Source organism: Streptomyces sp. NPDC058246 (genome assembly GCF_042881985.1).
GTDB lineage: Bacteria > Actinomycetota > Actinomycetes > Streptomycetales > Streptomycetaceae > Streptomyces.
In genome coordinates, this window is the sequence record NZ_JBHVWZ010000003.1 from 21,049 (window position 1) to 43,618 (window position 22,570).

General features: G+C 69.1%; 22 protein-coding genes and 2 pseudogenes. 6 read left to right on the forward strand and 18 right to left on the reverse strand.

What is annotated here, in order from left to right; all coding sequences use genetic code 11:
• Positions 1-11: 11 nt before the first annotated feature.
• On the reverse strand, positions 12-404 hold the full coding sequence (locus ACFVXA_RS05050; protein ID WP_362024148.1) for an SCO5389 family protein: 393 nt from the start codon (positions 402-404) through the stop codon (positions 12-14).
• Positions 405-648: 244 nt separating this feature from the next.
• Here ACFVXA_RS05050 and nucS point away from each other — a divergent pair, with 244 nt between their 5' ends.
• Positions 649-1,320, forward strand: a complete 672-nt coding sequence (gene nucS, locus ACFVXA_RS05055) for an endonuclease NucS (protein WP_362024151.1) — start codon at positions 649-651, stop codon at positions 1,318-1,320.
• Between the two features lie 64 nt (positions 1,321-1,384).
• On the opposite strand, the gene ACFVXA_RS05060 is transcribed toward nucS, so the two are convergent.
• The 4 genes and pseudogenes from ACFVXA_RS05060 to ACFVXA_RS05075 form a co-directional block, all read right to left on the reverse strand.
• Positions 1,385-3,913, reverse strand: a complete 2,529-nt coding sequence (locus ACFVXA_RS05060) for an ATP-binding protein (RefSeq protein ID WP_390023864.1) — start codon at positions 3,911-3,913, stop codon at positions 1,385-1,387.
• A gap of 239 nt (positions 3,914-4,152) precedes the next feature.
• Positions 4,153-4,476, reverse strand: coding sequence for an STAS domain-containing protein (locus ACFVXA_RS05065; protein ID WP_189189161.1), 324 nt, complete (start codon positions 4,474-4,476; stop codon positions 4,153-4,155).
• 154 nt (positions 4,477-4,630) lie between these two features.
• Positions 4,631-5,479 (reverse strand): 3-hydroxyacyl-CoA dehydrogenase family protein, encoded by an 849-nt coding sequence (locus ACFVXA_RS05070; RefSeq protein WP_390023866.1) that lies wholly within the window; start codon positions 5,477-5,479, stop codon positions 4,631-4,633.
• 124 nt (positions 5,480-5,603) lie between these two features.
• Positions 5,604-5,759 (reverse strand): annotated as a pseudogene (locus tag ACFVXA_RS05075) (TetR/AcrR family transcriptional regulator); the annotation flags it as partial.
• A gap of 10 nt (positions 5,760-5,769) precedes the next feature.
• On the opposite strand from ACFVXA_RS05075, the pseudogene ACFVXA_RS05080 reads away from it, so the two are divergent.
• Together ACFVXA_RS05080 and ACFVXA_RS05085 are read left to right on the forward strand one after the other, a co-directional pair.
• Positions 5,770-5,971 (forward strand): annotated as a pseudogene (locus tag ACFVXA_RS05080) (ABC transporter permease); the annotation flags it as partial.
• Positions 5,972-5,984: 13 nt separating this feature from the next.
• Positions 5,985-6,557 (forward strand): cob(I)yrinic acid a,c-diamide adenosyltransferase, encoded by a 573-nt coding sequence (locus tag ACFVXA_RS05085; RefSeq protein ID WP_384025166.1) that lies wholly within the window; start codon positions 5,985-5,987, stop codon positions 6,555-6,557.
• Here the strand turns inward: ACFVXA_RS05085 and ACFVXA_RS05090 are convergent.
• The gene (locus ACFVXA_RS05090) at positions 6,474-7,088 is read right to left on the reverse strand and encodes a hypothetical protein (RefSeq protein WP_383746999.1); all 615 of its coding nucleotides are present in this window, start codon (positions 7,086-7,088) and stop codon (positions 6,474-6,476) included. The two genes, ACFVXA_RS05085 and ACFVXA_RS05090, sit on opposite strands and share 84 nt — an antisense overlap.
• Positions 7,089-7,240: 152 nt before the next feature.
• On the opposite strand from ACFVXA_RS05090, the gene ACFVXA_RS05095 reads away from it, so the two are divergent.
• From ACFVXA_RS05095 to ACFVXA_RS05105, 3 genes are all read left to right on the forward strand, one after another.
• Positions 7,241-8,431 carry a sensor histidine kinase gene (locus tag ACFVXA_RS05095; RefSeq protein ID WP_390023868.1) on the forward strand — a complete coding sequence of 397 codons (1,191 nt, stop codon included), beginning with the start codon at positions 7,241-7,243 and terminating at the stop codon, positions 8,429-8,431.
• Entirely contained in the window at positions 8,428-9,069 is a 642-nt protein-coding gene (locus tag ACFVXA_RS05100; protein ID WP_383747003.1) for a response regulator, read from the forward strand. The genes ACFVXA_RS05095 and ACFVXA_RS05100 overlap by 4 nt, the downstream gene beginning before the upstream one ends.
• A 110-nt stretch (positions 9,070-9,179) precedes the next feature.
• Entirely contained in the window at positions 9,180-11,018 is a 1,839-nt protein-coding gene (locus tag ACFVXA_RS05105; RefSeq protein ID WP_383747005.1) for a glycosyl hydrolase family 18 protein, read from the forward strand.
• Positions 11,019-11,083: 65 nt separating this feature from the next.
• Here ACFVXA_RS05105 and ACFVXA_RS05110 read toward each other — a convergent pair whose 3' ends face one another.
• The 12 genes from ACFVXA_RS05110 to glyA form a co-directional block, all read right to left on the reverse strand.
• Positions 11,084-11,530, reverse strand: coding sequence for a DUF2550 domain-containing protein (locus ACFVXA_RS05110; protein ID WP_362024176.1), 447 nt, complete (start codon positions 11,528-11,530; stop codon positions 11,084-11,086).
• A 138-nt stretch (positions 11,531-11,668) separates the two neighbouring features.
• On the reverse strand, positions 11,669-12,043 hold the full coding sequence (locus ACFVXA_RS05115) for a F0F1 ATP synthase subunit epsilon (protein ID WP_054233220.1): 375 nt from the start codon (positions 12,041-12,043) through the stop codon (positions 11,669-11,671).
• Positions 12,044-12,161: 118 nt separating this feature from the next.
• Positions 12,162-13,598 (reverse strand): F0F1 ATP synthase subunit beta, encoded by a 1,437-nt coding sequence (gene atpD / locus ACFVXA_RS05120; RefSeq protein WP_362024180.1) that lies wholly within the window; start codon positions 13,596-13,598, stop codon positions 12,162-12,164.
• Entirely contained in the window at positions 13,598-14,512 is a 915-nt protein-coding gene (locus ACFVXA_RS05125; RefSeq protein ID WP_362024182.1) for a F0F1 ATP synthase subunit gamma, read from the reverse strand. Before ACFVXA_RS05125 ends, atpD begins: the two co-directional genes overlap by 1 nt.
• Before the next feature lie 21 nt (positions 14,513-14,533).
• Entirely contained in the window at positions 14,534-16,123 is a 1,590-nt protein-coding gene (gene atpA, locus ACFVXA_RS05130; RefSeq protein ID WP_362024185.1) for a F0F1 ATP synthase subunit alpha, read from the reverse strand.
• 121 nt (positions 16,124-16,244) lie between these two features.
• Entirely contained in the window at positions 16,245-17,060 is an 816-nt protein-coding gene (locus ACFVXA_RS05135) for a F0F1 ATP synthase subunit delta (RefSeq protein WP_362024188.1), read from the reverse strand.
• Positions 17,057-17,602, reverse strand: coding sequence for a F0F1 ATP synthase subunit B (locus ACFVXA_RS05140; protein WP_362024191.1), 546 nt, complete (start codon positions 17,600-17,602; stop codon positions 17,057-17,059). Before ACFVXA_RS05140 ends, ACFVXA_RS05135 begins: the two co-directional genes overlap by 4 nt.
• A gap of 41 nt (positions 17,603-17,643) precedes the next feature.
• The gene (atpE, locus tag ACFVXA_RS05145) at positions 17,644-17,877 is read right to left on the reverse strand and encodes an ATP synthase F0 subunit C (RefSeq protein WP_276107404.1); all 234 of its coding nucleotides are present in this window, start codon (positions 17,875-17,877) and stop codon (positions 17,644-17,646) included.
• A 74-nt stretch (positions 17,878-17,951) separates the two neighbouring features.
• Positions 17,952-18,773, reverse strand: coding sequence for a F0F1 ATP synthase subunit A (atpB, locus tag ACFVXA_RS05150; RefSeq protein ID WP_362024195.1), 822 nt, complete (start codon positions 18,771-18,773; stop codon positions 17,952-17,954).
• Positions 18,774-18,998: 225 nt separating this feature from the next.
• Positions 18,999-19,436, reverse strand: a complete 438-nt coding sequence (locus ACFVXA_RS05155; protein WP_362024198.1) for a hypothetical protein — start codon at positions 19,434-19,436, stop codon at positions 18,999-19,001.
• Positions 19,437-19,732: 296 nt separating this feature from the next.
• Positions 19,733-21,088, reverse strand: coding sequence for an MraY family glycosyltransferase (locus ACFVXA_RS05160; protein WP_383747014.1), 1,356 nt, complete (start codon positions 21,086-21,088; stop codon positions 19,733-19,735).
• Between the two features lie 129 nt (positions 21,089-21,217).
• Positions 21,218-22,486: a serine hydroxymethyltransferase gene (gene glyA, locus ACFVXA_RS05165; RefSeq protein ID WP_362024203.1), complete on the reverse strand. Its 1,269-nt coding sequence runs from the start codon at positions 22,484-22,486 to the stop codon at positions 21,218-21,220.
• Between the last annotated feature and the right edge of the window lie 84 nt (positions 22,487-22,570).

The window sequence follows — 22,570 nt, forward strand, 5'->3', positions numbered from 1 at the left end:
GCATCACCGCGTCAGCAGTCCCGGAACTCCGGGGACTGGTTCAGCAGCTGACTGCGGACCGAGGTGAAGCGTGCCAGCGTGTCGTCCACTGAGGCGTCCAGCGGGAACACCGCCACCCGGTGGCAGTTCTGGAAGGCCAGCCGCACTCCGAAGTGCCGCTGCAGCGCGCCGCGTATCGCGTCACTCGCGAGCGCACGCAGCAGCTGGCCACGTGCCTGCTCGTCCGGCGGAGGCGTCTGGTTGTCGGCGAAGTTGCCGCCGTCCACCTTCAGCTGGGCCACCAGGGAGCTGATCATCTCCCACGCGTAGGGCAGGGAGGTCCGGACGCAGTCGACGAAGTCAGCTTCGTCGACCTCGCCTCGCTCGGCCTGTTCGAGTAGGGCCGGTGAGACGTCGAGCGACATGGGTACTCCTCTCGCACCCCCAGACCTCGGGGGTTGCCGGACAGGGATAGGGAGTTCGCGATATCGAACACGCTGAGTACACGCATCGCGACCTCCCGTTTCTACGGTAAGCAACGGACGGTGACGGCACCAGGAGAATGCGCACATAGCGAACTCCCAGTAGGCACACAATCAGCCACGACCGAACAGGCGTCTTCCAGGGCGAATCGCGTGCACCACTGCCCGTCGAGTAGCGTTGCCGACCATGCGCCTCGTCATTGCCCGCTGTTCCGTGGACTACGCGGGCCGGCTCACCGCCCACCTCCCGTCGGCCCCCCGCCTCATCCTCGTGAAGGCGGACGGCAGCGTCTCGATCCACGCGGACGACCGCGCCTACAAGCCCCTCAACTGGATGTCTCCGCCCTGCACGCTGAAAGAGGGTTCGGGGGACGAGGAAGGCGTCTGGACCGTCATCAACAAGGCGGGCGAGAAACTCATCATCACGATGGAGGAAGTCCTCCACGATTCCTCGCACGAATTGGGCGTGGACCCGGGCCTGATCAAGGACGGCGTGGAAGCACACCTTCAAGAGCTCCTCGCGGACCGCATCGAGACTCTCGGCGAGGGCTACACGCTCATCCGCCGCGAGTACATGACGGCCATCGGCCCGGTCGACATCCTGTGCCGGGACGCCGAGGGCCGGACCGTCGCCATCGAGATCAAGCGGCGCGGTGAGATCGACGGCGTGGAGCAACTCACGCGCTATCTGGAGCTGTTGAACCGCGACCCGCACCTCGCGCCGGTCCGCGGCGTCTTCGCCGCCCAGGAGATCAAGCCGCAGGCCCGCGTCCTCGCCACCGACCGGGGCATCGGCTGCACGGTGCTGGACTACGACGCGCTGCGCGGCATCGAGGACGACAAACTGCGGCTGTTCTGACCCGTCACACCGACAGCTGAGGGCCGGGTCCGCCGATGCGGACCCGGCCCTCGCACGTGCTGCTTCAGATCACCGCGCCGCCGGGCGACGTGGCGGCGCCGGTGCTCGCCGAGGCGCTGGAGGCGCTGCTCTCCGGCGCGCCGGCGGTGGTGCTCGCCGGGGCGCTGGAGGCGGGGCCGCTGGCGGTGGTCGACGTGGACGGAGTCGTCGTCGGGGTGGGCGTCGGCGTGGGCGTCGGCGTCTCGGTGGGCGTCTGGGAAGGCGTATGGGTCGGCGTCTTCGAAGGCGTCTGCGAGGGCGTCTTGGACGGCGACTTCGACGGGGACTTGGACGGCGACTTCGACGGCGTACCCGAACTGTGCGTCCCGCTCGGGTTGTCCGACGGCTGCCGGGACGCGGTAACCGTCGGCGTCGGATCGTCGGACGTCCCGTACGTGCCGTCGGGCCCCGGATCGGTGGGCGTCGCCACGGCCCCCGTGTTGGCGTCGCCGCCCTTCTTGGCCTTGTCCGCGCCCAGACTGTCGTCGGAGCTGCCCTGGCTGGCCGAGGGGTTGACGCCGACCTTCTCGGACGGGGTGTCGCTGTTGTGGTCGGAGGTGGCGCCGAGGGTCACCACGGTGCCCAGGACGGCGACGAGGAGCGCGCCCGCGCCCGCGGCCACCAGGTTGCGCCGGGTGCCGCTCACGAGGCGGCCCGCGACGCCCGCGCTCTTCGACGCGGGGCGGCCCGGATCGGTCCGGTGGGTGACCAGGGTGGAGGGTTCGCCGGGCGGCTCGGCCGGCGCGAAGGCGGCCGGTACGCCGCCGGGGGGCGACGCCGACTCCTCGTACCGCGCGTCGGACACCTCCTCCCCTGCGGTGGACCCGAGGGCGGGCGTGGCACCCGAGCGGTCGGCGACCAGGGCGAGGGCGCGGCGGCCGGCGACCGTGCCGCGCTTGTCGGCGAGGGCGCCGCGCAGTCCGATGGAGGCCTCCAGCTCGGCGCGGGCCCGGTCCAGCTGGCCGCCGCAGAGCGCGAGGATGCCCAACTCATGGTGGAAGTAGGCTTGTTCGGCTACCTCGCCGGCGAGCCGGGAGGCCTCGGCGCCGGAGCGCAGGGCGCGCTCCCAGGCGCTCCAGTGCAGTCCCGCGGCGAACGCGGGCGCGGCGGTGCGGGCCAGCCGTACGGCGGCGCTCTCGTCCTGCTCGTCGAGCGGGGCGGTGGTGAGCGGCACCAGGACGGTGAGCGTGGCGAGCAGCGCGTCGGCCTCGGCGCAGACCCGCTCCGGGGTGACCGAGGGGTGCCCGGCCCACCAGGTGTAGTGCCGGGCCGCGGCGAGGGCCTGCTCCTCCAGCCCGTCCGCGTATCCGGCGGCCTCCAGCTGGGCCTGCACCCCGGCGGCGAGCCGGTAGCGGGAGCCGACCGGGGAGACCAGCGCGCAGCCCGCCAGTTCGGCGAGGGCGGCGTCGGCGTGGGTGTCGCCCACGAGCGCGGGCAGGTGCGCCTGGTGCGGCACCTCGCCGCCGATCGCGACCGCGAACCGCAGGGTGGTGCGCGCCGACTCGCTGAGCCGGGAGGCGAGCAGTGCGGCGGGTGCGGCCCCTTCGGCGAGCGACGGCAGCGGCAGGTCGTGGCCGTCGCCGGAGGCGAAGGGAGCGTCGACCGGCACGTCCTGGAAGACGCCGAACTCGTCGACGGCTTCCTCGCTGGCCCGCAGTTGGTCGCGCTGCCGCAGCAGCGCCCCGGCCTGCATGAAGCGCAGCGGAAGGCCTTCGGACTCGAACCAGAGGTCACCCGCCCAGTTCGCCTCGTCCTCGGTCAGGACGCGGCCGACGGACCGCTCCAGAAGTTCGAGGCCGCCGCTGCGGTCGAAGCCGCTGAGGAACACCTCTTCGAGGAGGGAGTCGGAGGACGGCGCGGCGACGTCGGGTGTCGCGCTGATGACGAAGGCGCATTCGGGGGTGGCGTCGAGCAGCTCGTCGAGCGCGCTGCCGCCGATCTCCACGTCGTCGAGGACGACGACCGCGCCGATCTCGTGGACGAGCCGGAGCAGTTCGTCCCGTTCCGGACGGTGCAGGGGCGCGTCGTAGACGGCGGCGAAGAGGTCGTGCAGGAGGTCGTTCGCCGTGCGCCGGTAGCCGGAGAGGCGGATGACGCCGTCGGGGGCGAGGTCCGCGCAGTCGTCGGCGACGGCGTCCAGCAGGCTGGTGCGGCCGGAGCCGGCGGGTCCGGTCAGGCGTACGGAGCGCCCGCGCGCGAGGAGGCGTACGAGCCGCTCACGCTCTTCCTGGCGCTCCAGGAGCGGCAGCCGGGGCTGCGCGGGGCCCGGCGGGACGGGTGGCTGGGCCGCGCGGGCCAGCTCGGCGCGCTCGGCGATGCTGAACTTCACCGGGCGCCGCGGTCGCTCGTGCGGCGGGCAGTTCTCTATCTCGCTGCCGTCGACGGGGTTGACGGTGAGCAGGAAGTCGCCCGAGACGAGCTGCACCGTGCGGGCGAGCGCGGGTGTGTGCTGGCCCAGGTCAGCGGTGATCGGGTCGCGTGGCGGGCGCGAGCGAGGCGCCTGGCCGTCGTCGTCATGGCCGTACTCTTCGGGTCCCCGGTTGTTCGGGTCCATGTTCCAAGCCCCCCAAAAGCGTCGTGTGCCGAACCCTTCCCGGCCTTGCTGCACACTGCGCTGTCGCTTCTGGTCCGGTGCCCGCTCGTAGGGTTTCGGGCGGCGGGCAGCCGAACCCTAAACCTTCGCACAGTATCTACGAACAGGCGGGGTACCGCGCCGTCCGAGACGTCACAGCTTCGTGAGGATTGTGCGCGAGGTGCGTTTCGTACGCCCCCCACGCGATCGCACCCGCGAGGTCACACCCGGGGCAGGGAGTCCACCCCGATGCCGCCCTCGATCGCCAGGATCCGGTGCAGCCGGGTGGCGACCAGCAGGCGCTGCATCTGTGGTGGTACGCCGCGCAGCACGAGCCGTCGGCCGCACCGCCCGGCCCGTCGGTGGGCCCCCATGATGACACCGAGGCCGGTGGCGTCCCAGGAGTCCAGCTCGGACAGGTCCAGCACCAGGTCGCCGACTCCGTCGTCGACGGCCGAGTGCAGGACCGTACGGGCGTCCGCCGCGCTGCGTACGTCGAGGCGGCCCCCGACGACCAGCTCGGCGTGGTCGCCCCTGATGTACATATGCGCTCCCCGAGAGTGCGTCTCGTACGCTGCGTCTGTCTGCGTTTCGGTGTGTGCACCGTCTGACTGCCCGAAGGGCAGAGTGGTTGCTGCTTGTAAGCGAACCGATACCGAATTCACCTCATGGAGTGATGCTCCAGAGGCGCGTGCGGTTTCAGTGCTTGTAGAAGCCCTGCCCGCTCTTGCGCCCGATGTCACCGGCGTCAACCATCCGGCGCATCAGCTCCGGCGGGGCGAACTTCTCGTCCTGGGTCTCGGTGTAGATGTTGCCGGTGGCGTGCAGCAGGATGTCCACGCCCGTCAGGTCGGCGGTGGCCAGGGGTCCCATGGCGTGGCCGAAGCCCAGCTTGCAGGCGAGATCGATGTCCTCGGCGCTGGCCACGCCCGACTCGTACAGCTTGGTCGCCTCGACGACGAGCGCCGAGATGAGACGGGTCGTCACGAATCCGGCGACGTCGCGGTTGACGACGATGCAGGTCTTGCCGACGGACTCGGCGAACTCCCGCGCGGTGGCGAGTGTCGCGTCGCTCGTCTTGTAGCCGCGGACCAGCTCGACGAGCTGCATCATCGGCACCGGCGAGAAGAAGTGCACGCCGACGACCCGCTCGGGGTGCTCGGTGACCGCCGCGATCTTGGTGATCGGGATGGCGGAGGTGTTGGAGGCGAGCACGGTGTCGTCACGGACGATTTTGTCGAGCGTCCGGAAGATCTCGTGCTTGACCTCCAGCTTCTCGAACACGGCCTCGACGACGATGTCGGCGTCGGCGGCCGCCTCCAGGTCGGTGGTGGCGGTGATGCGCGCGAGAGCCGCGTCGGCGTCGGCGGCTTCCAGCCTGCCCTTGCCCACGAACCTGTCGTACGAGGCCTTGATGCCGTCGAGGCCACGGGTCAGCGCCTCGTCGGTGACATCGCGCAGGACGACGTCCCAGCCCGCTTGCGCGGAGACCTGGGCGATACCGGACCCCATGAGTCCGGCTCCGATGACGGCGAGCTTCCGTGCCACTCCGACTCCCCTTAACACGCTGTTCAAGTTGCCTCTTCGGCGGACCTTAGCGCTCGGGCGTGCCTGTGTGACCGGTAAGTAACGCGCGTCACGTCTCATCTGACGGACATCACACCGGCACGGGTCATTCCACCGCCCGTACGGCGTAGTTGAGGACCTTCTCGCTCAAAAGGTCCTCCATCTCGTCGAGAAGCACGAGCACCTCACGTGACACTTCGCCCGGATCCCGACCGGCCATCATCTCTCGGCCGATGACGGACATGACGGTCTGGTGGACCCATCAGGCCGAGCTGCCGATGTCCCTCACCCCCGGCCGGCTGGACGTGCTGTCCCCCTTCATGCCGTTCCGCTGTCTGGTGGACGCGGTGCGGGACGCGTACGTGGGCTCGGACACCACACTCCCCCATGCTGTACGGCGTCCTGGTCGCCCTCGGCTTCGCGGCGCTCGCCGTGACGGTGGGCACACGGGTCTTCCGGAAGGCCGGAGCGTAACTACGCTGACCTCATGGTCAATCTGACGCGCATCTACACCAGGACCGGCGACCAGGGCACCACCGCCCTCGGCGACATGAGCCGGGTCGCCAAGACCGATCTGCGGATCTCCGCGTACGCGGACGCCAACGAGGCGAACGCGGTGATCGGCACGGCGATCGCCCTGGGCGGCCTGGACGAGGAGATCGTCGAAGTCCTGACCCGCGTCCAGAACGATCTGTTCGACGTGGGCGCGGACCTGTCGACGCCGGTCGTGGAGAAGCCCGAGTTCCCGCCCCTGCGGGTGGAGCAGTTCTACATCGACAAGCTGGAGGCGGACTGCGACCGCTTCAACGAGCGCCTGGAGAAGCTCCGCTCCTTCATCCTGCCCGGCGGCACCCCGGGCGCGGCCCTGCTGCACCAGGCGTGCACGGTCGTCCGGCGCGCGGAGCGCTCGACGTGGGCGGCCCTGGAGGTGCACGGAGAGGTCATGAACCCGCTCACCGCGACCTACCTCAACCGGCTATCGGACCTGCTGTTCATCCTTGCCCGTACGGCGAACGGCGAGGTCGGGGACGTGCTCTGGGTCCCGGGCGGGGAGCGCTGACGCCGGCCCCTTCTTGGGCCAGAGCAGATAGGTCAGCGCGATCACCCCGTGGATCGCGGCGGTCCGCAGCGCCACCCACTGGAAGGCCCGCAGCGACTCCGTGCCGCCGTCGCCGACGTACCGGATCGCGCCCTGGAGAAGGGCACAGGCGACGGCGGCCGCCAGGACCGTACGAAGCCACAGCCTTCCCTCGTGGCGGGCGCGCGCCATCCCGTAGCGGGGCGGCTTCGGCGGGCGCGGGCCACCGGCGAGACGGTGCGCCGCGTGGCCGTCGAGCCGGCGGATCGTGTAGTGCCCGTACGCCACCGTGAAGCCGATGTAGAGCGCCGCCAGGCCGTGCTCCCAGCTCGGCTTCGCGCCGTTCTTGAGGTCGACGGCGCCGACCACGAACAGGACCACCTCCAGCAACGGCTCGCAGAGCAGCAGCGCCACGCTCGTACGGCGCCACTTCAGCAGGTACCGGACGGCCAGCCCCGCGGCCAGCAGCACCCAGAAGCCGACCTCGCACGCGACGATCAACCCGACGATCACGGTTCGCCCCTCTCGGTCACCCTTCCAGGCTCGCGTCGGCACCCGCCCGACGCGTCGTCGCCAGTGACGAAGCGGGACTGCATCCTTCGATGTAGCGACGGACCGTCCCCGGGGATCAGGCGGGGCGCCCGCACGCCGTGTTGGATGGAGGCATGGCCGCCGTACGACTCCCCCGCCCGCACCGCGACGACGTGCGCATCGCCGCCGGGGGGCTGTTCGGCGGGCTCGTCCTGTGGGGCGTGGGTCTCTACAGCCGCACGCCTCGCGACCCGATGTCCCTCGTCGACCGGGGCTGGGCGGTCCTCGTTCCGCTGGCCGTCATGGCCGGCTGCGAGCTGATGCGCCGCACCCGGCCGCGCACCGCCCTGTTCATCGGCACGGCCGCCCTGGTCGCCGACCTGCTGACCCGCGGCAGCCTCGCCACCGTCGTGATGTTCACGGACCTGATGTACGCGGCCGTCCTGTACGGCTCGGCCGGTGCGGCCCGGCGGATCCCCCGGATCACGGGCCTGGTCACGGTGATCGCCACGGTGTGGCCGGTCGCCGCCTGGCGGAAGCCGGAGGGGCTGCTGATCGGGGCGTTCACCGGCCTGGTCACCTTCACGCCCGCCGCCACCGGCTGGATCGTCCGCAACCACCGCGACACCGCCGTCGCCGAGCGCCTGCGGGCCGAACAGACCGCCCTGCTCGCCGAGATCGACCGCACTCAGGCGGTCACCGCCGAACGGGCCCGCATGGCACGGGAGTTGCACGACATGGTCGCCAACCACCTCTCCGCGATCGCGATCCACTCCACGGCCGCGCTCTCGCTCGACGACCAGGACACCTCGCGGGACGCCCTCGCCGTCATCCGCGAGAACAGCGTCGAAGGGCTCGCCGAGATGCGCCGGCTCATCGGCATCCTGCGTGACGACAGCGGTGACAGGGAGCCCGCCGCGGCCCCCACCCTCGACGGGCTCGGCGCGCTGGTGGAGAGCGCCCGCACCAACGGGCTGGACGTCACGCTCGACGCCGCGCACGACGACGGCCTCCCCGCCCCGGTCGAGCTCGCCGCCTACCGCATCGTCCAGGAATCCCTGACGAACGCCCTCAAGCACGCCGGCAAGGGCCGGGTCACCGTCACCCTCGCCCAGTTCGACGGCTCGCTCTCGGTGCGGGTGGCCAGTCCGTACGGCGACCGGGACGGGCCCCGGGCGCCCGGCTCCGGCGCCGGCCTGGTCGGTATGCGGGAGCGGACCGCCCTCCTCGAGGGCACCTTCGACGCGGGTCCCGAGGACTCGCCCGACGGCACGATCTGGACCGTGCGCGCCACCCTCCCCGTCACCCAAGGAGATCCCGAATGATCCGCGTGCTCGTCGCCGAGGACCAGTCCGCCGTACGTGCCGGGCTCGTCCTCATCCTGCGCAGCGCGCCCGACATCGAGGTGGTCGGCGAGGCGGAGAACGGGGAGCGGGCGGTCGCGCTCGCCCGTGAACTACGGCCGGATCTGGTGCTGATGGATGTGCAGATGCCGCGCCTCGACGGGGTGTCGGCCACCCGCCAGGTCGTCGCCGAGCAGCTCGCCGACGTCCTCGTGCTCACCACCTTCGACCTCGACGAGTACGTCTTCGGGGCGCTGCGCGCGGGCGCCTCCGGCTTTCTGCTGAAGAACACCGACGCGAAGGACCTGCTGGCGGCGGTGCGGACGGTGGCGCGCGGGGAGGGGCTCATCGCACCGGCCGTCACCCGCCGGCTGATCGCCGAGTTCGCGGCGAAGCCGGTACGGGAGCCGACGGTCGATCCCTCCGTCCTGGACGCCCTCACCCGACGGGAGCGCGAAGTGCTGTCCTGTCTCGGGGAGGGGCTCTCGAACGCGGAGATCGCGGGCCGCCTCGACATGGCGGAGGCGACGGTGAAGACCCACGTCAGCCGACTGCTGGGGAAGCTGGAGCTGCGCAGCCGGGTCCAAGCAGCCGTGCTCGCCCAGGAGTTGGGCGTCTAGCGCCGCACACACCCACTGGTCCAGACCTATTGACCTGTGGTCCAGACCTTTCTATTCTCGCCGCACTGCGCTTAGCCATGCCCACGACACCACCCCCGAGGAGAGGCATCATGCGCTTCAGGCAGCGAACCAGACGCAAAGCCATCGCAGGGCTCACCACCCTGCTCCTCCCGCTCGCCGCGCTGGTCGGCCTCGCGAGTCCCGCCCACGCGGCCACCACCGCCACCGCCACGTACACCAAGACCCAGGACTGGGGTACCGGCTTCGAAGGCAAGTGGACCGTCAAGAACACCGGTACCACCAGCATCAGTTCCTGGACGATCGAGTGGGACTTCCCCTCCGGCACCTCGGTGACGTCGGCGTGGGACGCGGACGTGACGAACTCCGGCACTCACTGGACCGCCAAGAACAAGTCCTACAACGGCACGCTCGCCGCGGGCGCCTCCGTCTCCTTCGGCTTCAACGGCGCCGGATCCGGCTCGCCGACCAACTGCACGCTGAACGGCGGCAGTTGTGACGGCGGCACCACCGTCCCCGGTGACAACCCGCCCTCCGCGCCCGGCACCCCGACCGCCTCCTCGATCACCGACACCTCGGTGAAGCTCTCCTGGAGCGCCGCCACCGACGACAAGGGCGTCAAGAACTACGACGTGCTGCGCGGCGGCACCAAGGTCGCGACCGTCACCACCACGAGCTACACGGACACCGGTCTGACCGCCGGCACCGACTACTCGTACACCGTCCAGGCCCGTGACACCGCTGACCAGACCGGTCCGGTCAGCGGCGCGGTCGCGGTGCACACCACCGGCGGCGGCACCACTCCGCCGCCCACCGGCAACGCCGTCAAGCTCGGTTACTTCACCGAGTGGGGCATCTACGGCCGCAACTACAACGTCAAGAACCTGGTGACGTCCGGCACCGCGGCGAAGATCACGCACATCAACTACGCCTTCGGCAACGTCACCAACGGCCAGTGCGCGATCGGCGACTCCTACGCCGACTACGACAAGGCCTTCACCGCCGACCAGTCGGTCAGCGGCGTCGCCGACACCTGGGACCAGCCCCTGCGCGGCAACTTCAACCAGCTGCGCGAGCTGAAGGCGAAGTACCCGAACATCAAGATCCTCTGGTCCTTCGGCGGCTGGACCTGGTCCGGCGGCTTCGCCCAGGCCGCGGCCAACCCGACCGCCTTCGCCCAGTCCTGCTACAACCTGGTCGAGGACCCCCGCTGGGCCGATGTCTTCGACGGCATCGACATCGACTGGGAGTACCCGAACGCCTGCGGCCTGTCCTGCGACACCAGCGGCGCCGCGGCGTACAAGAACCTGATGCAGGCCCTGCGCGCCAAGTTCGGCACGGGCAACCTGGTCACCGCGGCCACCACGGCCGACGGCACCTCCGGCGGCAAGATCGACGCCGCCGACTACGCGGGCGCGGCCCAGTACGTCGACTGGTACAACGTGATGACGTACGACTTCTTCGGCGCCTTCGACGCGGACGGCCCGACCGCCCCGCACTCCCCGCTCACCTCGTACAGCGGCATCCCGACGCCCGGCTTCACCACCGCCGACGCGATCGCGAAGTTCAAGGCGAAGGGCGTACCCGCGAGCAAGCTGCTGATCGGCATCGGCTTCTACGGCCGCGGCTGGACCGGCGTCACCCAGGACGCGCCGGGCGGCACGGCGACCGGGCCCGCGGCAGGCACGTACGAGCAGGGGATCGAGGACTACAAGGTCCTCAAGACGTCCTGCCCGGCCACCGGCACGATCGCCGGCACGGCGTACGCGCACTGCGGCAGCAACTGGTGGTCCTACGACACCCCGGCCACCATCGGTACGAAGATGACGTGGGCCAAGAGCCAGGGCCTGGGCGGCGCGTTCTTCTGGGAGTTCAGCGGTGACACCAGCAACGGTGAGCTGGTGAGCGCCATCAACAGCGGTCTTTCATAAGCGAGTCGAGCCAGTCAAGCTCGTCGAGCTAGTCGAGCTGGTCGAGCGAATCAGACGAAAGCACGTCAGGCGACATTGACGCGCTGACCGGGCGGGGCTGCCTCCAGCCACGCGAGGAATCCGGTCAGCGCGTCTTCGCTCATCGCCAGCTCCAGGCGCGTCCCGCGGTGCAGACAGACGAGGATGTTCGCGTCGGAGAGGAGCGCCAGCTCCTCCTCGCCCTCGGGGGCGCGCCGGCCGGCCACCTCGATCGCCGAGCGCTCCAGGACGCGGCGCGGGCGGGGGGCGTAGGAGAAGACGCGGTACCACTCGATGCGGTCGCCGTTGTAGCGGGCCACCCCGTAGCTCCAGCCCTTGCCGCTGGGGTCGCCCTTCTCGGGAACGTCCCAGCGCAGGCTGCAGTCGAACGTTCCGCCGGAGCGCTGGATCAGCCGGCGGCGGAGGCCGAAGACGAACAGCCCCACCACCACGAGCGCCACTACCAACCCGCACACAGTCAGAGCGAGGACCATCGACACCGACCTCCTCGTCTCCTAGGTAAAGCAGGTAATGAAACGGAAAAAAGCACCCGCATCGCCTCAGCCGCGACCCGGTCTGGATATCTCCAGTCCCGGCCGCGGCTGAGTCACGTCATTCCGTGCGCGCTGGGTTCAGCGCGCCGACACCGCCCGCAGGCGGACGTCCGCGCGGCGCTCGGCGGAGGCATCGCCTTCCGCCTTCGCGCGCTCGAGCTCCCGCTCCACGCGCTGGACATCGATCTCGTCCGACAGCTCGGCGATCTCGGCCAGCAGCGACAGCTTGTTGTCGGCGAACGAGATGAAACCGCCGTGCACCGCGGCGACGACCGTTCCACCATCACTCGTACGGATGGTCACCGGGCCCGACTCCAGCACACCGAGCAGCGGCTGGTGACCGGGCATGACGCCGATGTCGCCGGACGCGGTACGCGCGACGACCAGGGTGGCCTCGCCGGACCAGACACTACGGTCCGCGGCGACGAGCTCGACGTGCAGCTCAGCAGCCAAGGTGGGCTCCTCGGGTCACCACCCGGCGTTGCTGCCGGGTGTTGGGTCAAAGTCTAGTAGGCGTGGATGAGGGGGCGGGACGCACCCGCCCCCTCATGTCACGAGCATGGGGCTCGCGTCAGGAGACGCCGAGCTCCTTGGCGTTGGCCTTGAGGTCCTCAATGCCACCGCACATGAAGAACGCCTGCTCCGGGAAGTGGTCGTACTCGCCGTCGATGATCGCGTTGAAGGCCGCGATCGACTCGTCCAGCGGGACGTCCGACCCGTCGACGCCGGTGAACTGCTTGGCGACGTGGGTGTTCTGGGACAGGAAGCGCTCCACGCGACGGGCACGGTGGACGGTGAGCTTGTCCTCTTCGCCCAGCTCGTCGATACCGAGGATCGCGATGATGTCCTGGAGATCCTTGTACTTCTGCAGCACCGACTTCACCCGCATGGCGGCGGAGTAGTGGTCCGCGGCGATGTAGCGCGGGTCCAGGATGCGGGACGTGGAGTCCAGCGGGTCCACGGCCGGGTAGATGCCCTTCTCGGAGATCGGACGGGAGAGAACCGTCGTCGCGTCGAGGTGGGCGAACGTGGTGGCCGGGGCCGGGTCGGTCAGGTCGTCCGCGGGGACGTAGATCGCCTGCATCGAGGTGATCGAGTGACCACGGGTCGAGGTGATGCGCTCCTGGAGGAGACCCATCTCGTCGGCCAGGTTCGGCTGGTAGCCCACCGCGGAGGGCATACGGCCGAGCAGGGTCGAGACCTCGGAACCGGCCTGCGTGAAGCGGAAGATGTTGTCGATGAAGAACAGCACGTCCTGCTTCTGCACATCGCGGAAGTACTCCGCCATGGTCAGACCGGCGAGGGCCACGCGCAGACGGGTGCCCGGGGGCTCGTCCATCTGACCGAAGACCAGGGCGGTCTTGTCGATGACGCCCGAGTCCGACATCTCCTCGATGAGGTCGTTGCCCTCACGGGTGCGCTCGCCGACGCCGGCGAACACGGAGACACCGTCGTGGTTGTTGGCGACGCGGTAGATCATCTCCTGGATGAGCACCGTCTTGCCGACACCGGCACCGCCGAACAGACCGATCTTTCCACCCTTGACGTACGGGGTGAGAAGGTCGATGACCTTGACGCCGGTCTCGAACATCTCGGTCTTCGACTCGAGCTCGTCGAAGCGCGGGGCCTTGCGGTGGATGGACCAGCGCTCGCCCTCGTACTTCTCGTCGGAGTTCAGCACCTCACCGAGGGTGTTGAACACCTTGCCCTTGGTGAAGTCTCCGACCGGGACGGTGATGCCGTCGCCGGTGTCGGTGACCGGGGCCTGGCGGACCAGACCGTCGGTGGGCTGCATGGAGATGGTGCGGACCAGGCCGTCACCCAGGTGCTGGGCGACCTCCAGGGTCAGCGTCTTCTTCTCGCCGTCCTTGGCCGGGTCGGCCACCTCGACGTGAAGGGCATTGTAGATCTCCGGCATCGCGTCGACGGGGAACTCCACGTCGACGACCGGGCCGATGACCCGGGCGACGCGGCCCGTGGCAACGGCCGTCTCAACAGTGGTCGTCATTACTTGTCACTCCCCGCGGTCGCGTCGGCCAGGGCGCTGGCGCCACCGACGATCTCGCTGATTTCCTGGGTGATTTCGGCCTGGCGGGCCGCGTTGGCAAGTCGGGAGAGCGTGTTGATCAGCTCGCCCGCGTTGTCGGTCGCCGACTTCATCGCGCGGCGCGTGGCGGCGTGCTTGGAGGCGGCCGACTGGAGCAGCGCGTTGTAGATACGGCTCTCGACGTAGCGCGGCAGCAGGGCGTCGAGGACGTCCTCCGCCGACGGCTCGAACTCGAACAGCGGGAGGATCTCGCCCTTGGGCGCCTCCTCCGCTACCTCTTCGAGGCGAAGCGGAAGCAGTCGGCTGTCGATCGCCGTCTGCGTCATCATCGAGACGAACTCGGTGTAGACGATGTGGAGTTCGTCCACGCCGCCGTCCGCCGTCTCCTTCTCGATCGCCTCGATCAGCGGACCCGCGACCTTCTTCGCGTCCGCGTAGGTGGGCTGGTCGGTGAAGCCCGTCCACAGCTCCGTGATCTTGCGCTCACGGAAGTTGTAGTGGGCGACACCGCGGCGGCCGACGATGTACGTGTCGACCTCCTTGCCCTCCGCCTCCAGACGCGCCGTCAGCTGCTCGGCGGCCTTGATGGCGTTGGAGTTGAAGGCGCCGGCCAGTCCGCGGTCGCTCGTGAGGAGCAGCACCGCGGAACGGGTCGCCGTCTCCGCCTCCGTGGTCAGCGGGTGCTTGGTGTTCGAACCGGTACCGACCGCCGTGACCGCGCGCGTGAGCTCGGTCGCGTACGGCGTGGAGGCCGTCACCTTGCGCTGCGCCTTGACGACGCGCGAGGCGGCGATCATCTCCATCGCCTTGGTGATCTTCTTGGTCGCGGTGACGGATCGGATGCGACGCTTGTAGACCCGGAGCTGGGCTCCCATGAGTCAGGTCCCTTCCTTACGTCACTTGGCCGCGGCCGGAACGTCTTCGCCGAGCAGCTTGCCGTCCGAGGTCTCGAACTGCTTCTTGAAGTCCGCGATGGCGTCGGCGATGGCCGTGAGCGTGTCGTCCGACATCTTGGCGCCCTCCTTGATGGAGGTCATGAGGCCCTGCTCCTTGCGGTGCAGGTACTCCAGGAGCTCCTTCTCGAAGCGGCGGATGTCGACGACCGGAACGTCGTCCATACGACCGGTGGTACCGGCCCACACGGAGACGACCTGGTCCTCGGTCGGCATCGGCTGGTACTGAGCCTGCTTGAGCAGCTCGACCATCCGCTGACCGCGCTCCAGCTGGGCCTTCGACGCGGCGTCCAGGTCGGAACCGAAGGCGGCGAACGCCTCCAGCTCACGGAACTGGGCGAGGTCCACGCGGAGACGGCCGGACACCTGGCGCATCGCCTTGTGCTGGGCGGAGCCACCGACGCGGGAGACCGAGATACCGACGTTCAGGGCCGGACGCTGGCCGGCGTTGAACAGGTCGGACTCCAGGAAGCACTGGCCGTCGGTGATGGAGATGACGTTGGTCGGGATGAACGCCGACACGTCGTTCGCCTTGGTCTCGACGATCGGCAGACCGGTCATCGAACCGGCGCCCATGTCGTCGGAGAGCTTCGCGCAGCGCTCCAGCAGACGGGAGTGCAGGTAGAAGACGTCACCCGGGTAGGCCTCGCGCCCCGGCGGGCGGCGCAGCAGCAGGGACACGGCGCGGTAGGCGTCGGCCTGCTTCGAAAGGTCGTCGAAGATGATGAGGACGTGCTTGCCCTCGTACATCCACTGCTGGCCGATGGCCGAACCGGTGTACGGCGCCAGGTACTTGAAGCCGGCCGGGTCGGACGCCGGGGCGGCGACGATGGTCGTGTACTCCAGCGCGCCGGCCTCTTCCAGGGCACCGCGCACGGAGGCGATGGTGGAACCCTTCTGACCGATGGCGACGTAGATGCAGCGGACCTGCTTCTTCGGGTCGCCCGAGCGCCAGTTGTCGCGCTGGTTGATGATCGTGTCGACGGCCAGAGCGGTCTTGCCGGTCTGACGGTCGCCGATGATCAGCTGACGCTGGCCACGGCCGATCGGGGTCATCGCGTCGACGGCCTTGTAGCCGGTCTCCATCGGCTCGTGCACCGACTTGCGGTCCATGACCGTGGGGGCCTGCAGCTCGAGGGCGCGGCGGCCGGACGTCTCGATCTCGCCGAGGCCGTCGATCGGGGTGCCGAGCGGGTCGACGACGCGGCCGAGGTAACCCTCGCCCACCGCGACGGACAGGACCTCGCCGGTACGGGTGACCGGCTGGCCCTCCTCGATACCGCTGAATTCACCGAGGACGACCGCACCGATCTCGCGCTCTTCCAGGTTCAGCGCGAGACCGAGGGTGCCGTCCTCGAACTTCAGCAGCTCGTTCGCCATGGCCGAGGGCAGACCCTCGACCTTGGCGATACCGTCGCCGGCGACGGTGACCGTACCGACCTCCTCGCGCGAGGCCGCGTCCGGCTTGTACGACTGGACAAAGTTCTCCAGCGCGTCCCGGATCTCCTCCGGCCGGATCGTGAGCTCCGCCATCTGGGTTCCCTGCTCTCCTTGTTGGGCCCGAAGTTTCAACTTGGGGGTCTGGGGGCGACCCCCAGGAATCCTCTGCACGACCCAACCGGGCCGTAAGTACGTACTGCTTATGAAGTTGCTGCTAGCTCGCCATGCGGCGGGCTGCGTCCTCGAGACGGTCCGCGATGGAGCCGTTGATGACCTCGTCGCCGACCTGCACCCGGATCCCGCCGAGGACCTCGGGGTCCACGTCGAGGTTGAGGTGCATCTGACGGCCGTAGAGCTTCGCCAGAGCGGCACCGAGGCGCTGCTTCTGTCCGTCGCTCAGCGGGACCGCCGAGGTGACGACGGCGACCATGCGGTTACGGCGCTCGGCGGCGAGCTTGGACAGGGACTCGAGTCCCGCTTCCAGGCTACGTCCACGCGGCGCGGTCACAAGGCGCGTCACCAGACGCTCGGTGGCCACGTTGGCCCGGCCGCCGAGCAGGCTGCGCAGCAGCTCGGTCTTGGCGGCCTTCGAGGCGGCGCGGTCGGTCAGCGCGGCACGCAGCTCGGTGTTCGAAGAGACGATCCGGCCGAACCGGAACAGCTCGTCCTCCACGTCGTCGAGCACGTTCGCCTGCTGGGCGGCCGTGAGGTCGGCGGTGTTCGCCAGCTCCTCCAGCGCGTCCACCAGGTCGCGGGGCTGCGACCAGCGGGAGCGGACCAGGCCGGCCACCAGGTCGGCGGTCGTACCACTGACCTGACCGCCGAGCAGGCGCTGGGCCAGCTCGGCCTTGGCCTCGCCGGGCTGCGCCGGGTCGGTGAGGACCCGACGCAGCGACACCTCGCGGTCGAGCAGCGCGGTGACGGCGGCCAGCTCGTCGGCGAGCTGCGCCGCGTCCACGGACGTCGAGTCCGTCAGCGCGTCGAGACGCTCACGTGCGGCTGCCAGGGCCTCGCGGCTCGCTCCGTTCATCGCGCGGCCTCGGCCTTCTCCTCAAGATCAGAGAGGAAACGGTCGATGACGCGGCTCTGCCGGGCGTGGTCCTCGAGGGACTCGCCGACGAGCTTGCCGGCCAGGTCGGTGGCCAGGTGGCCGACGTCCTGGCGCAGCGCCTGAGCGGCGGCCTTGCGGTCGGCCTCGATCTGCGTGTGGCCGGCGGCGATGATCTCCTCACGCTGCCGCTGGCCTTCCGCGCGCATCTCGGCGATGAGCGTGGCGCCCTGCTCCTGCGCCTCCTGGCGGAGCCGCGCGGCCTCGTGACGGGCCTCGGCGAGCTGAGCCTTGTACTGCTCAAGAACGCTCTGGGCCTCGGTCTGAGCGGCCTCGGCCTTTTCGATACCGCCCTCGATGGCCTCGCGGCGCTGCTCCAGAACCTTGTTGATGTTCGGGAGGAGCTTCTTGGCGAGGAAGCCGAAGACGATGACGAAGGCGATCAGGCCGATGACAAGCTCGGGGATCGGCGGGATGAGGGGGTTTTCCTTCCCCTCGGCCGCCAGAATGAGCAGCTGGCTCATGTCAGTGCCTTTCGTCTAGTGGGCTGTCGCTGATCGGTCGATCAGGTGCCGTAGACGAACGGCATGACCAGGCCGATGAGGGCAAGCGCCTCACAGAAGGCGAAGCCGAGGATCTGGTTGGCGCGGATCAGACCGGCGGCCTCGGGCTGACGGGCCAGCGCCTGGGTGCCGTTACCGAAGATGATGCCGACGCCGACGCCGGGGCCGATGGCGGCGAGGCCGTAACCGATGGAGCCGAGCGAGCCGGAAACAGCGGCAGCAAGGGTCTGGGACATGCCAGTTCTTCCTTTTCTTTACGGACCGGTGGGGGTTGGTCACCGGACGACTGCGGGGTGGGTGAGGCGGGTGCTCAGTGGTGCTCGGCGAGCGCGCCCTGGATGAAGGTGCAGGTCAGCAGCACGAAGACGTACGCCTGCAGGGCCTGGATGAACAGCTCGAAGGCCGTCATGACGATCACCATGATGAACGAGACACCCGCGTAGGCGATCCCGATGCCGTTGAGCAGGTACCAGCTGGCGATCGTGAACAGCAGCAGCAGAGTGTGGCCCGCGAACATGTTCGCGAAGAGTCGCACCGCGTGCGTGAAGGGCCGGACGATCAGGTTCGAGAGGAACTCGATGAACATGGCCAGCGGGAGAACCGGGCCGAGCGTCTTGTCGTAGCCGGTGAAGTTCTTGAACGCACCGACGAAGCCATGCCGCTTGAAGGTCAGCGAGACCCAGGTGATGTAGACGATCACCGCGAGGACGATCGGGTACGCGATGATCGACGTCACCGGGAACTGGGCGATCGGAATGATCGACCAGAGGTTCATCATCCAGATGAAGAAGAACAGCGAGACGACCAGCGGGACGTACTTCTCGCCTTCCTTCTTGCCGATCGTCTCGTAGACGACGCCGCGACGGATGAAGTCGTAGCCGGACTCGGCCACCATCTGCAGCTTGCCCGGGACGACCTTCGGCTTGCGGAAGGCGGCCCAGAAGAAGCCGACAACGATGATCGAGCCGAGCAGCGCCAGGAGCATCGTCTTGTTGAAGTACAAGTTGCTGTCCCCGTTGCCCCAGAGGGGCTCGAACAGGAACGAGTGCAGGCCGGGAGCCGGGAAGCCACAGCCGTCGAAGATGTGGCAATCGGTCTCGAAGGCGAGCACCTGCGTCGGGTCAGCACTCACCGCGGGCTCCTTCAGCGTGGCGCATAGGTACGGCAACCTCGTTGTGTCGGCGCGGCGCACAGCCGCGGTTCGGCACTGGACTGGTGTTACGGATGTGGGGGCGGCTGTGGGGCATCAAGCCTCGCGATTGAGCAGGCGTCAGCTCAGATGCCCGCGCCCGCGATGCCGCAGTTGGCACCGGACGATAGCAGGATCTCTTACAGGCGCTTATCCCGGCCCTACCTCTCACGACGAGTGCCCCGTCTTTTCGGGCTTGTCGCCCTTCGAGGACTCGGGTTCGACGTAGAGGATCTTGGCCTTCATATGGGCACGCGCCTGTGCGCCGATCCACGCGAGCGTGGTGGCGACCAGGGTGATCGCGAAGGCTTTGGGATTGAACAGCGAGGTGTTCTTGAACGCGGCGACGAAGATGAACAGCAGCAGAATCTGTGCCGTGTAGAGCATCAAGCCCATCGCCTGGAACAGGTGCGGAAGCGATTTGGCGGTGCGCTGCAGAACGTAGAGCCCGATGCCCATGAAGAGGATCACGACCAGCGTCGCGACGATCGCCCCGACCGCTCCCTTGCCACCGGCGACCGCACCACTGACGACGGCGGCAATCGCGCCGACGGCAGCTGTGGGCACAGCGGCCTGGAGAAGGATCCGGACGTCATTGGACGGCATGGCGGCAACTCCGCTTGCTCAGGGGGGCAGGGTGTCGTCATGGACGAGCGTAGTCCCGGGCCGAGAGTGGACCTCACGCCAAGGGACCATCGCACTAGGGTCCTTCGGCTCTATCCCGGGTTCTCGTGAACCGTATCACAAACTATTTGATGCGGTCTTTACCTAGAAGGTGTGCTTGCTGTCACACATGAGAGTGACGCTGCGCGTCTGTGCGCCCGGTATGCCAAGTTGTCTGGTATTAGGGCGCTTTGCACTCCCACGACTTGGCAACGCGTTAGTCAGATTCTTACCTTGCGTCAGCGCGACGACCCGGCTTTGCGCCGATCCAGGAAACGCGAACGAGCGCCAAGTGCCGTCGCTCCGTTGACTCCTGAGACTCCGGCCACCACCGGGGCGCGGTGCTCGCGGGCCTCCTCCGGCTCCTCGGCCGTCGCCGTGCCGTGCGTGACGGCCGGCTCGGTCGGGCCGGCGTGAACGGCGGCCCGACGGCGGCGGTAGCGCGGCGGCACGAGGTGCTCGGCCCAGCGCGGGGCCCGCGGCGTGAAGCGCGGCAGCAGGAGCAGGACCAGACCGACCGCGCTGAGCGCCGCGATGCCGAGCACGATCCACATGGACGCCGCGTTGACCGAGAACGCGAGGGCGCCGAAGGCGATCAGTGCACACCAGAAGTACATGATCAGTACGGCGCGGCTGTGCGAGTGGCCGACCTCCAGCAGACGGTGGTGCAGGTGTCCGCGGTCGGCGGCGAAGGGGGACTGTCCGCGCCAGGTGCGCCGCACGATGGCGAGCACCAGGTCGGCGGTCGGCACCGCGATGATCGTCAGCGGGAGCAGCAGCGGGATGTAGACGGGCACCATCTGGTGCACGGTGTTGCGCTCAGAACCGGAGAACAGGTTCATGGCGTCGGGGTCGACCTGCCCGGTGATGGAGATCGCACCGGCGGCGAGCACCAGGCCGATGAGCATCGAGCCGGAGTCGCCCATGAAGATCCGCGCGGGATGCATGTTGTGCGGCAGGAAGCCCAGGCACATGCCCATCAGGATCGCCGCGAAGAGGGTGGCCGGGGCGGCGGCCTCGATGCCGTAGCTGTACCAGATGCGGTACGCGTACAGGAACGACGCGGCGGACGCGATGCACACCATGCCGGCGGCGAGACCGTCGAGGCCGTCGACGAAGTTCACGGCGTTGATGGTGATGACGACCAGCGCCACCGTGAGCAGGGTGCCCTGCCACTGGGTGAGCGCGACCAGGCCGACACCCGGAATGGGCAGCCACAGGATCGTCAGACCCTGCATGACCATCACGCCCGCGGCGATCATCTGGCCGCCCAGCTTGATCAGCGCGTCGATCTCGAACTTGTCGTCCAGGACGCCGATGAGCCAGATCAGCGCCGCTCCGGAGAGCAGAGCGCGCGGCTCGTTCGAGTTCGAGAAGACCGCGTTGAGGTTCTTCAGGTGGTCGGCGACCAGCAGGCCCGCGCACAGCCCGAAGAACATCGCGATGCCGCCGAGCCGCGGAGTGGGTTCCCGGTGCACGTCGCGCGCACGGATTTCCGGCATGGCTCCGGCCACGATCGCGAACTTGCGTACCGGCCCTGTCAGCAGATACGTCACCGCGGCCGTGATGCAGAGCGTCAGCAGGTATTCACGCACGGGCTTCCCCACAGGTCTCGCTGGCCATCTCAGCCCCACACCCTAGCGATGCGCGCATATGGTTGGGGACTTCCGGGTAGCGACGATGGTTGCACGAGTGGCTGTGCACCCGCGTACGCATACCCCTCGTCAGCCCGGATACGGCGGAAATCTGCCGGTCAGCTCCCGCACTTCTTCACGCGCGGTCTTGCCGTCGATGTCCTCTCGCAGCACCCCCGCGAACAGGACGGCGATCCGCGCCATCTCCGCCTCGCCCATCCCCTGCGTGGTCAGCGCCGCCGTACCGAGCCGCAGGCCGCGGGCGTCCCCGTGCGGCAGCGCACAGGTGTCGAGCACCATTCCGGCCGCGGCGAGCCGACCGCGCGCGGTGCGCCCGTCGACACCGAGCGGAGCCGGGTCGGCGGTCAGCAGGTGGGTGTCGGTACCGCCCGTGGTGATGTGCAGTCCCTCGGCGCCCAGGCCCGCGGCCAGCACCCGGGCGTTGGCGACCACCTGGTGGGCGTACGCCGTGAAGGCCGGTGTTGCCGCCTCGCCGAAGGCGACGGCCTTGGCGGCGATGGTGTGCATCTGAGCGCCGCCCTGGGTGAAGGGGAAGACGGCCCGGTCGACCCGCTCGGCCAGCTCGCCGCCGCACAGGATCATGCCGCCGCGCGGCCCGCGCAGCACCTTGTGCGTCGTCGCGCAGACGACATCGGCGTACGGCACCGGATTGGGCGCCGCTCCCCCGGCGACGAGCCCGATGGGGTGGGCGGCGTCCGCGATGAGGTAGGCGCCCACCCTGTCGGCGATCTCCCGGAAGGCCGCGTAGTCGATGTGCCGGGGGTAGGAGATGGAGCCGCAGACGATGGCTTTCGGCCGGTGCGTACGAGCCAGGGCGTGCACCTGCTCGTAGTCGATGAGTCCGGATTCCGCGTCCACGCCGTAGCCGACGAAGTCGAACCAGCGCCCGGAGAAGTTCGCGGGCGACCCGTGCGTGAGGTGACCGCCGAAGGGCAGGCCCATCGCCAGCACGGTGTCACCTGGCCGCAGCAGGGCGGCGTACGCGGCGAGGACGGCCGAAGACCCGGAGTGCGACTGCACGTTGGCGTGCTCGGCGCCGAACAGGGCCTTCGCCCGGTCCACGGCGAGCCGCTCGGCGACGTCGACGATCTCGCATCCGCCGTGATGCCGGGCGCCCGGGTACCCCTCGGCGTACTTGTTCGCCAGCGGCGACCCCAGCGCGGCCAGCACGGCCGGCGAGGTGAAGTTCTCGGCGGCGATCAACTGCAGCGTCGTCGACTGCCGGTCCAGCTCTCCGAGGAGGATCTCGGCGAGCTCCGGGTCCTGACGCCCGAGCACGTCGAAATCGGGCCCGAGTGAGGCGGGCCGTACGGCTTCCTGAGCATGCGTGACCGACATGGTGAGCTCCGGGCCTGAACGGGGGTGCGCTACGTCCAATGTAGGCCCGAGGCCAAAGGGACGCCCGGTATTGGCGCCTCCCGG

What these genes read in the sequence shown, in the direction of transcription:
- glyA (WP_362024203.1), bottom strand. Translation starts at nt 22,486, where the DNA reads ATGTCGGTCACGCATGCTCAGGAAGCCGTACGGCCCGCCTCACTCGGG.
- ACFVXA_RS05135 (WP_362024188.1), bottom strand. Translation starts at nt 17,060, where the DNA reads ATGAACGGAGCGAGCCGCGAGGCCCTGGCAGCCGCACGTGAGCGTCTC.
- ACFVXA_RS05050 (WP_362024148.1), bottom strand. Translation starts at nt 404, where the DNA reads ATGTCGCTCGACGTCTCACCGGCCCTACTCGAACAGGCCGAGCGAGGC.
- ACFVXA_RS05060 (WP_390023864.1), bottom strand. Translation starts at nt 3,913, where the DNA reads ATGGACCCGAACAACCGGGGACCCGAAGAGTACGGCCATGACGACGAC.
- ACFVXA_RS05100 (WP_383747003.1), top strand. Translation starts at nt 8,428, where the DNA reads ATGATCCGCGTGCTCGTCGCCGAGGACCAGTCCGCCGTACGTGCCGGG.
- ACFVXA_RS05095 (WP_390023868.1), top strand. Translation starts at nt 7,241, where the DNA reads ATGGCCGCCGTACGACTCCCCCGCCCGCACCGCGACGACGTGCGCATC.
- atpE (WP_276107404.1), bottom strand. Translation starts at nt 17,877, where the DNA reads ATGTCCCAGACCCTTGCTGCCGCTGTTTCCGGCTCGCTCGGCTCCATC.
- atpA (WP_362024185.1), bottom strand. Translation starts at nt 16,123, where the DNA reads ATGGCGGAGCTCACGATCCGGCCGGAGGAGATCCGGGACGCGCTGGAG.
- ACFVXA_RS05140 (WP_362024191.1), bottom strand. Translation starts at nt 17,602, where the DNA reads ATGAGCCAGCTGCTCATTCTGGCGGCCGAGGGGAAGGAAAACCCCCTC.
- ACFVXA_RS05105 (WP_383747005.1), top strand. Translation starts at nt 9,180, where the DNA reads ATGCGCTTCAGGCAGCGAACCAGACGCAAAGCCATCGCAGGGCTCACC.
- ACFVXA_RS05155 (WP_362024198.1), bottom strand. Translation starts at nt 19,436, where the DNA reads ATGCCGTCCAATGACGTCCGGATCCTTCTCCAGGCCGCTGTGCCCACA.
- ACFVXA_RS05065 (WP_189189161.1), bottom strand. Translation starts at nt 4,476, where the DNA reads ATGTACATCAGGGGCGACCACGCCGAGCTGGTCGTCGGGGGCCGCCTC.
- ACFVXA_RS05110 (WP_362024176.1), bottom strand. Translation starts at nt 11,530, where the DNA reads ATGGTCCTCGCTCTGACTGTGTGCGGGTTGGTAGTGGCGCTCGTGGTG.
- nucS (WP_362024151.1), top strand. Translation starts at nt 649, where the DNA reads ATGCGCCTCGTCATTGCCCGCTGTTCCGTGGACTACGCGGGCCGGCTC.
- ACFVXA_RS05125 (WP_362024182.1), bottom strand. Translation starts at nt 14,512, where the DNA reads ATGGGAGCCCAGCTCCGGGTCTACAAGCGTCGCATCCGATCCGTCACC.
- ACFVXA_RS05085 (WP_384025166.1), top strand. Translation starts at nt 5,985, where the DNA reads ATGGTCAATCTGACGCGCATCTACACCAGGACCGGCGACCAGGGCACC.
- atpD (WP_362024180.1), bottom strand. Translation starts at nt 13,598, where the DNA reads ATGACGACCACTGTTGAGACGGCCGTTGCCACGGGCCGCGTCGCCCGG.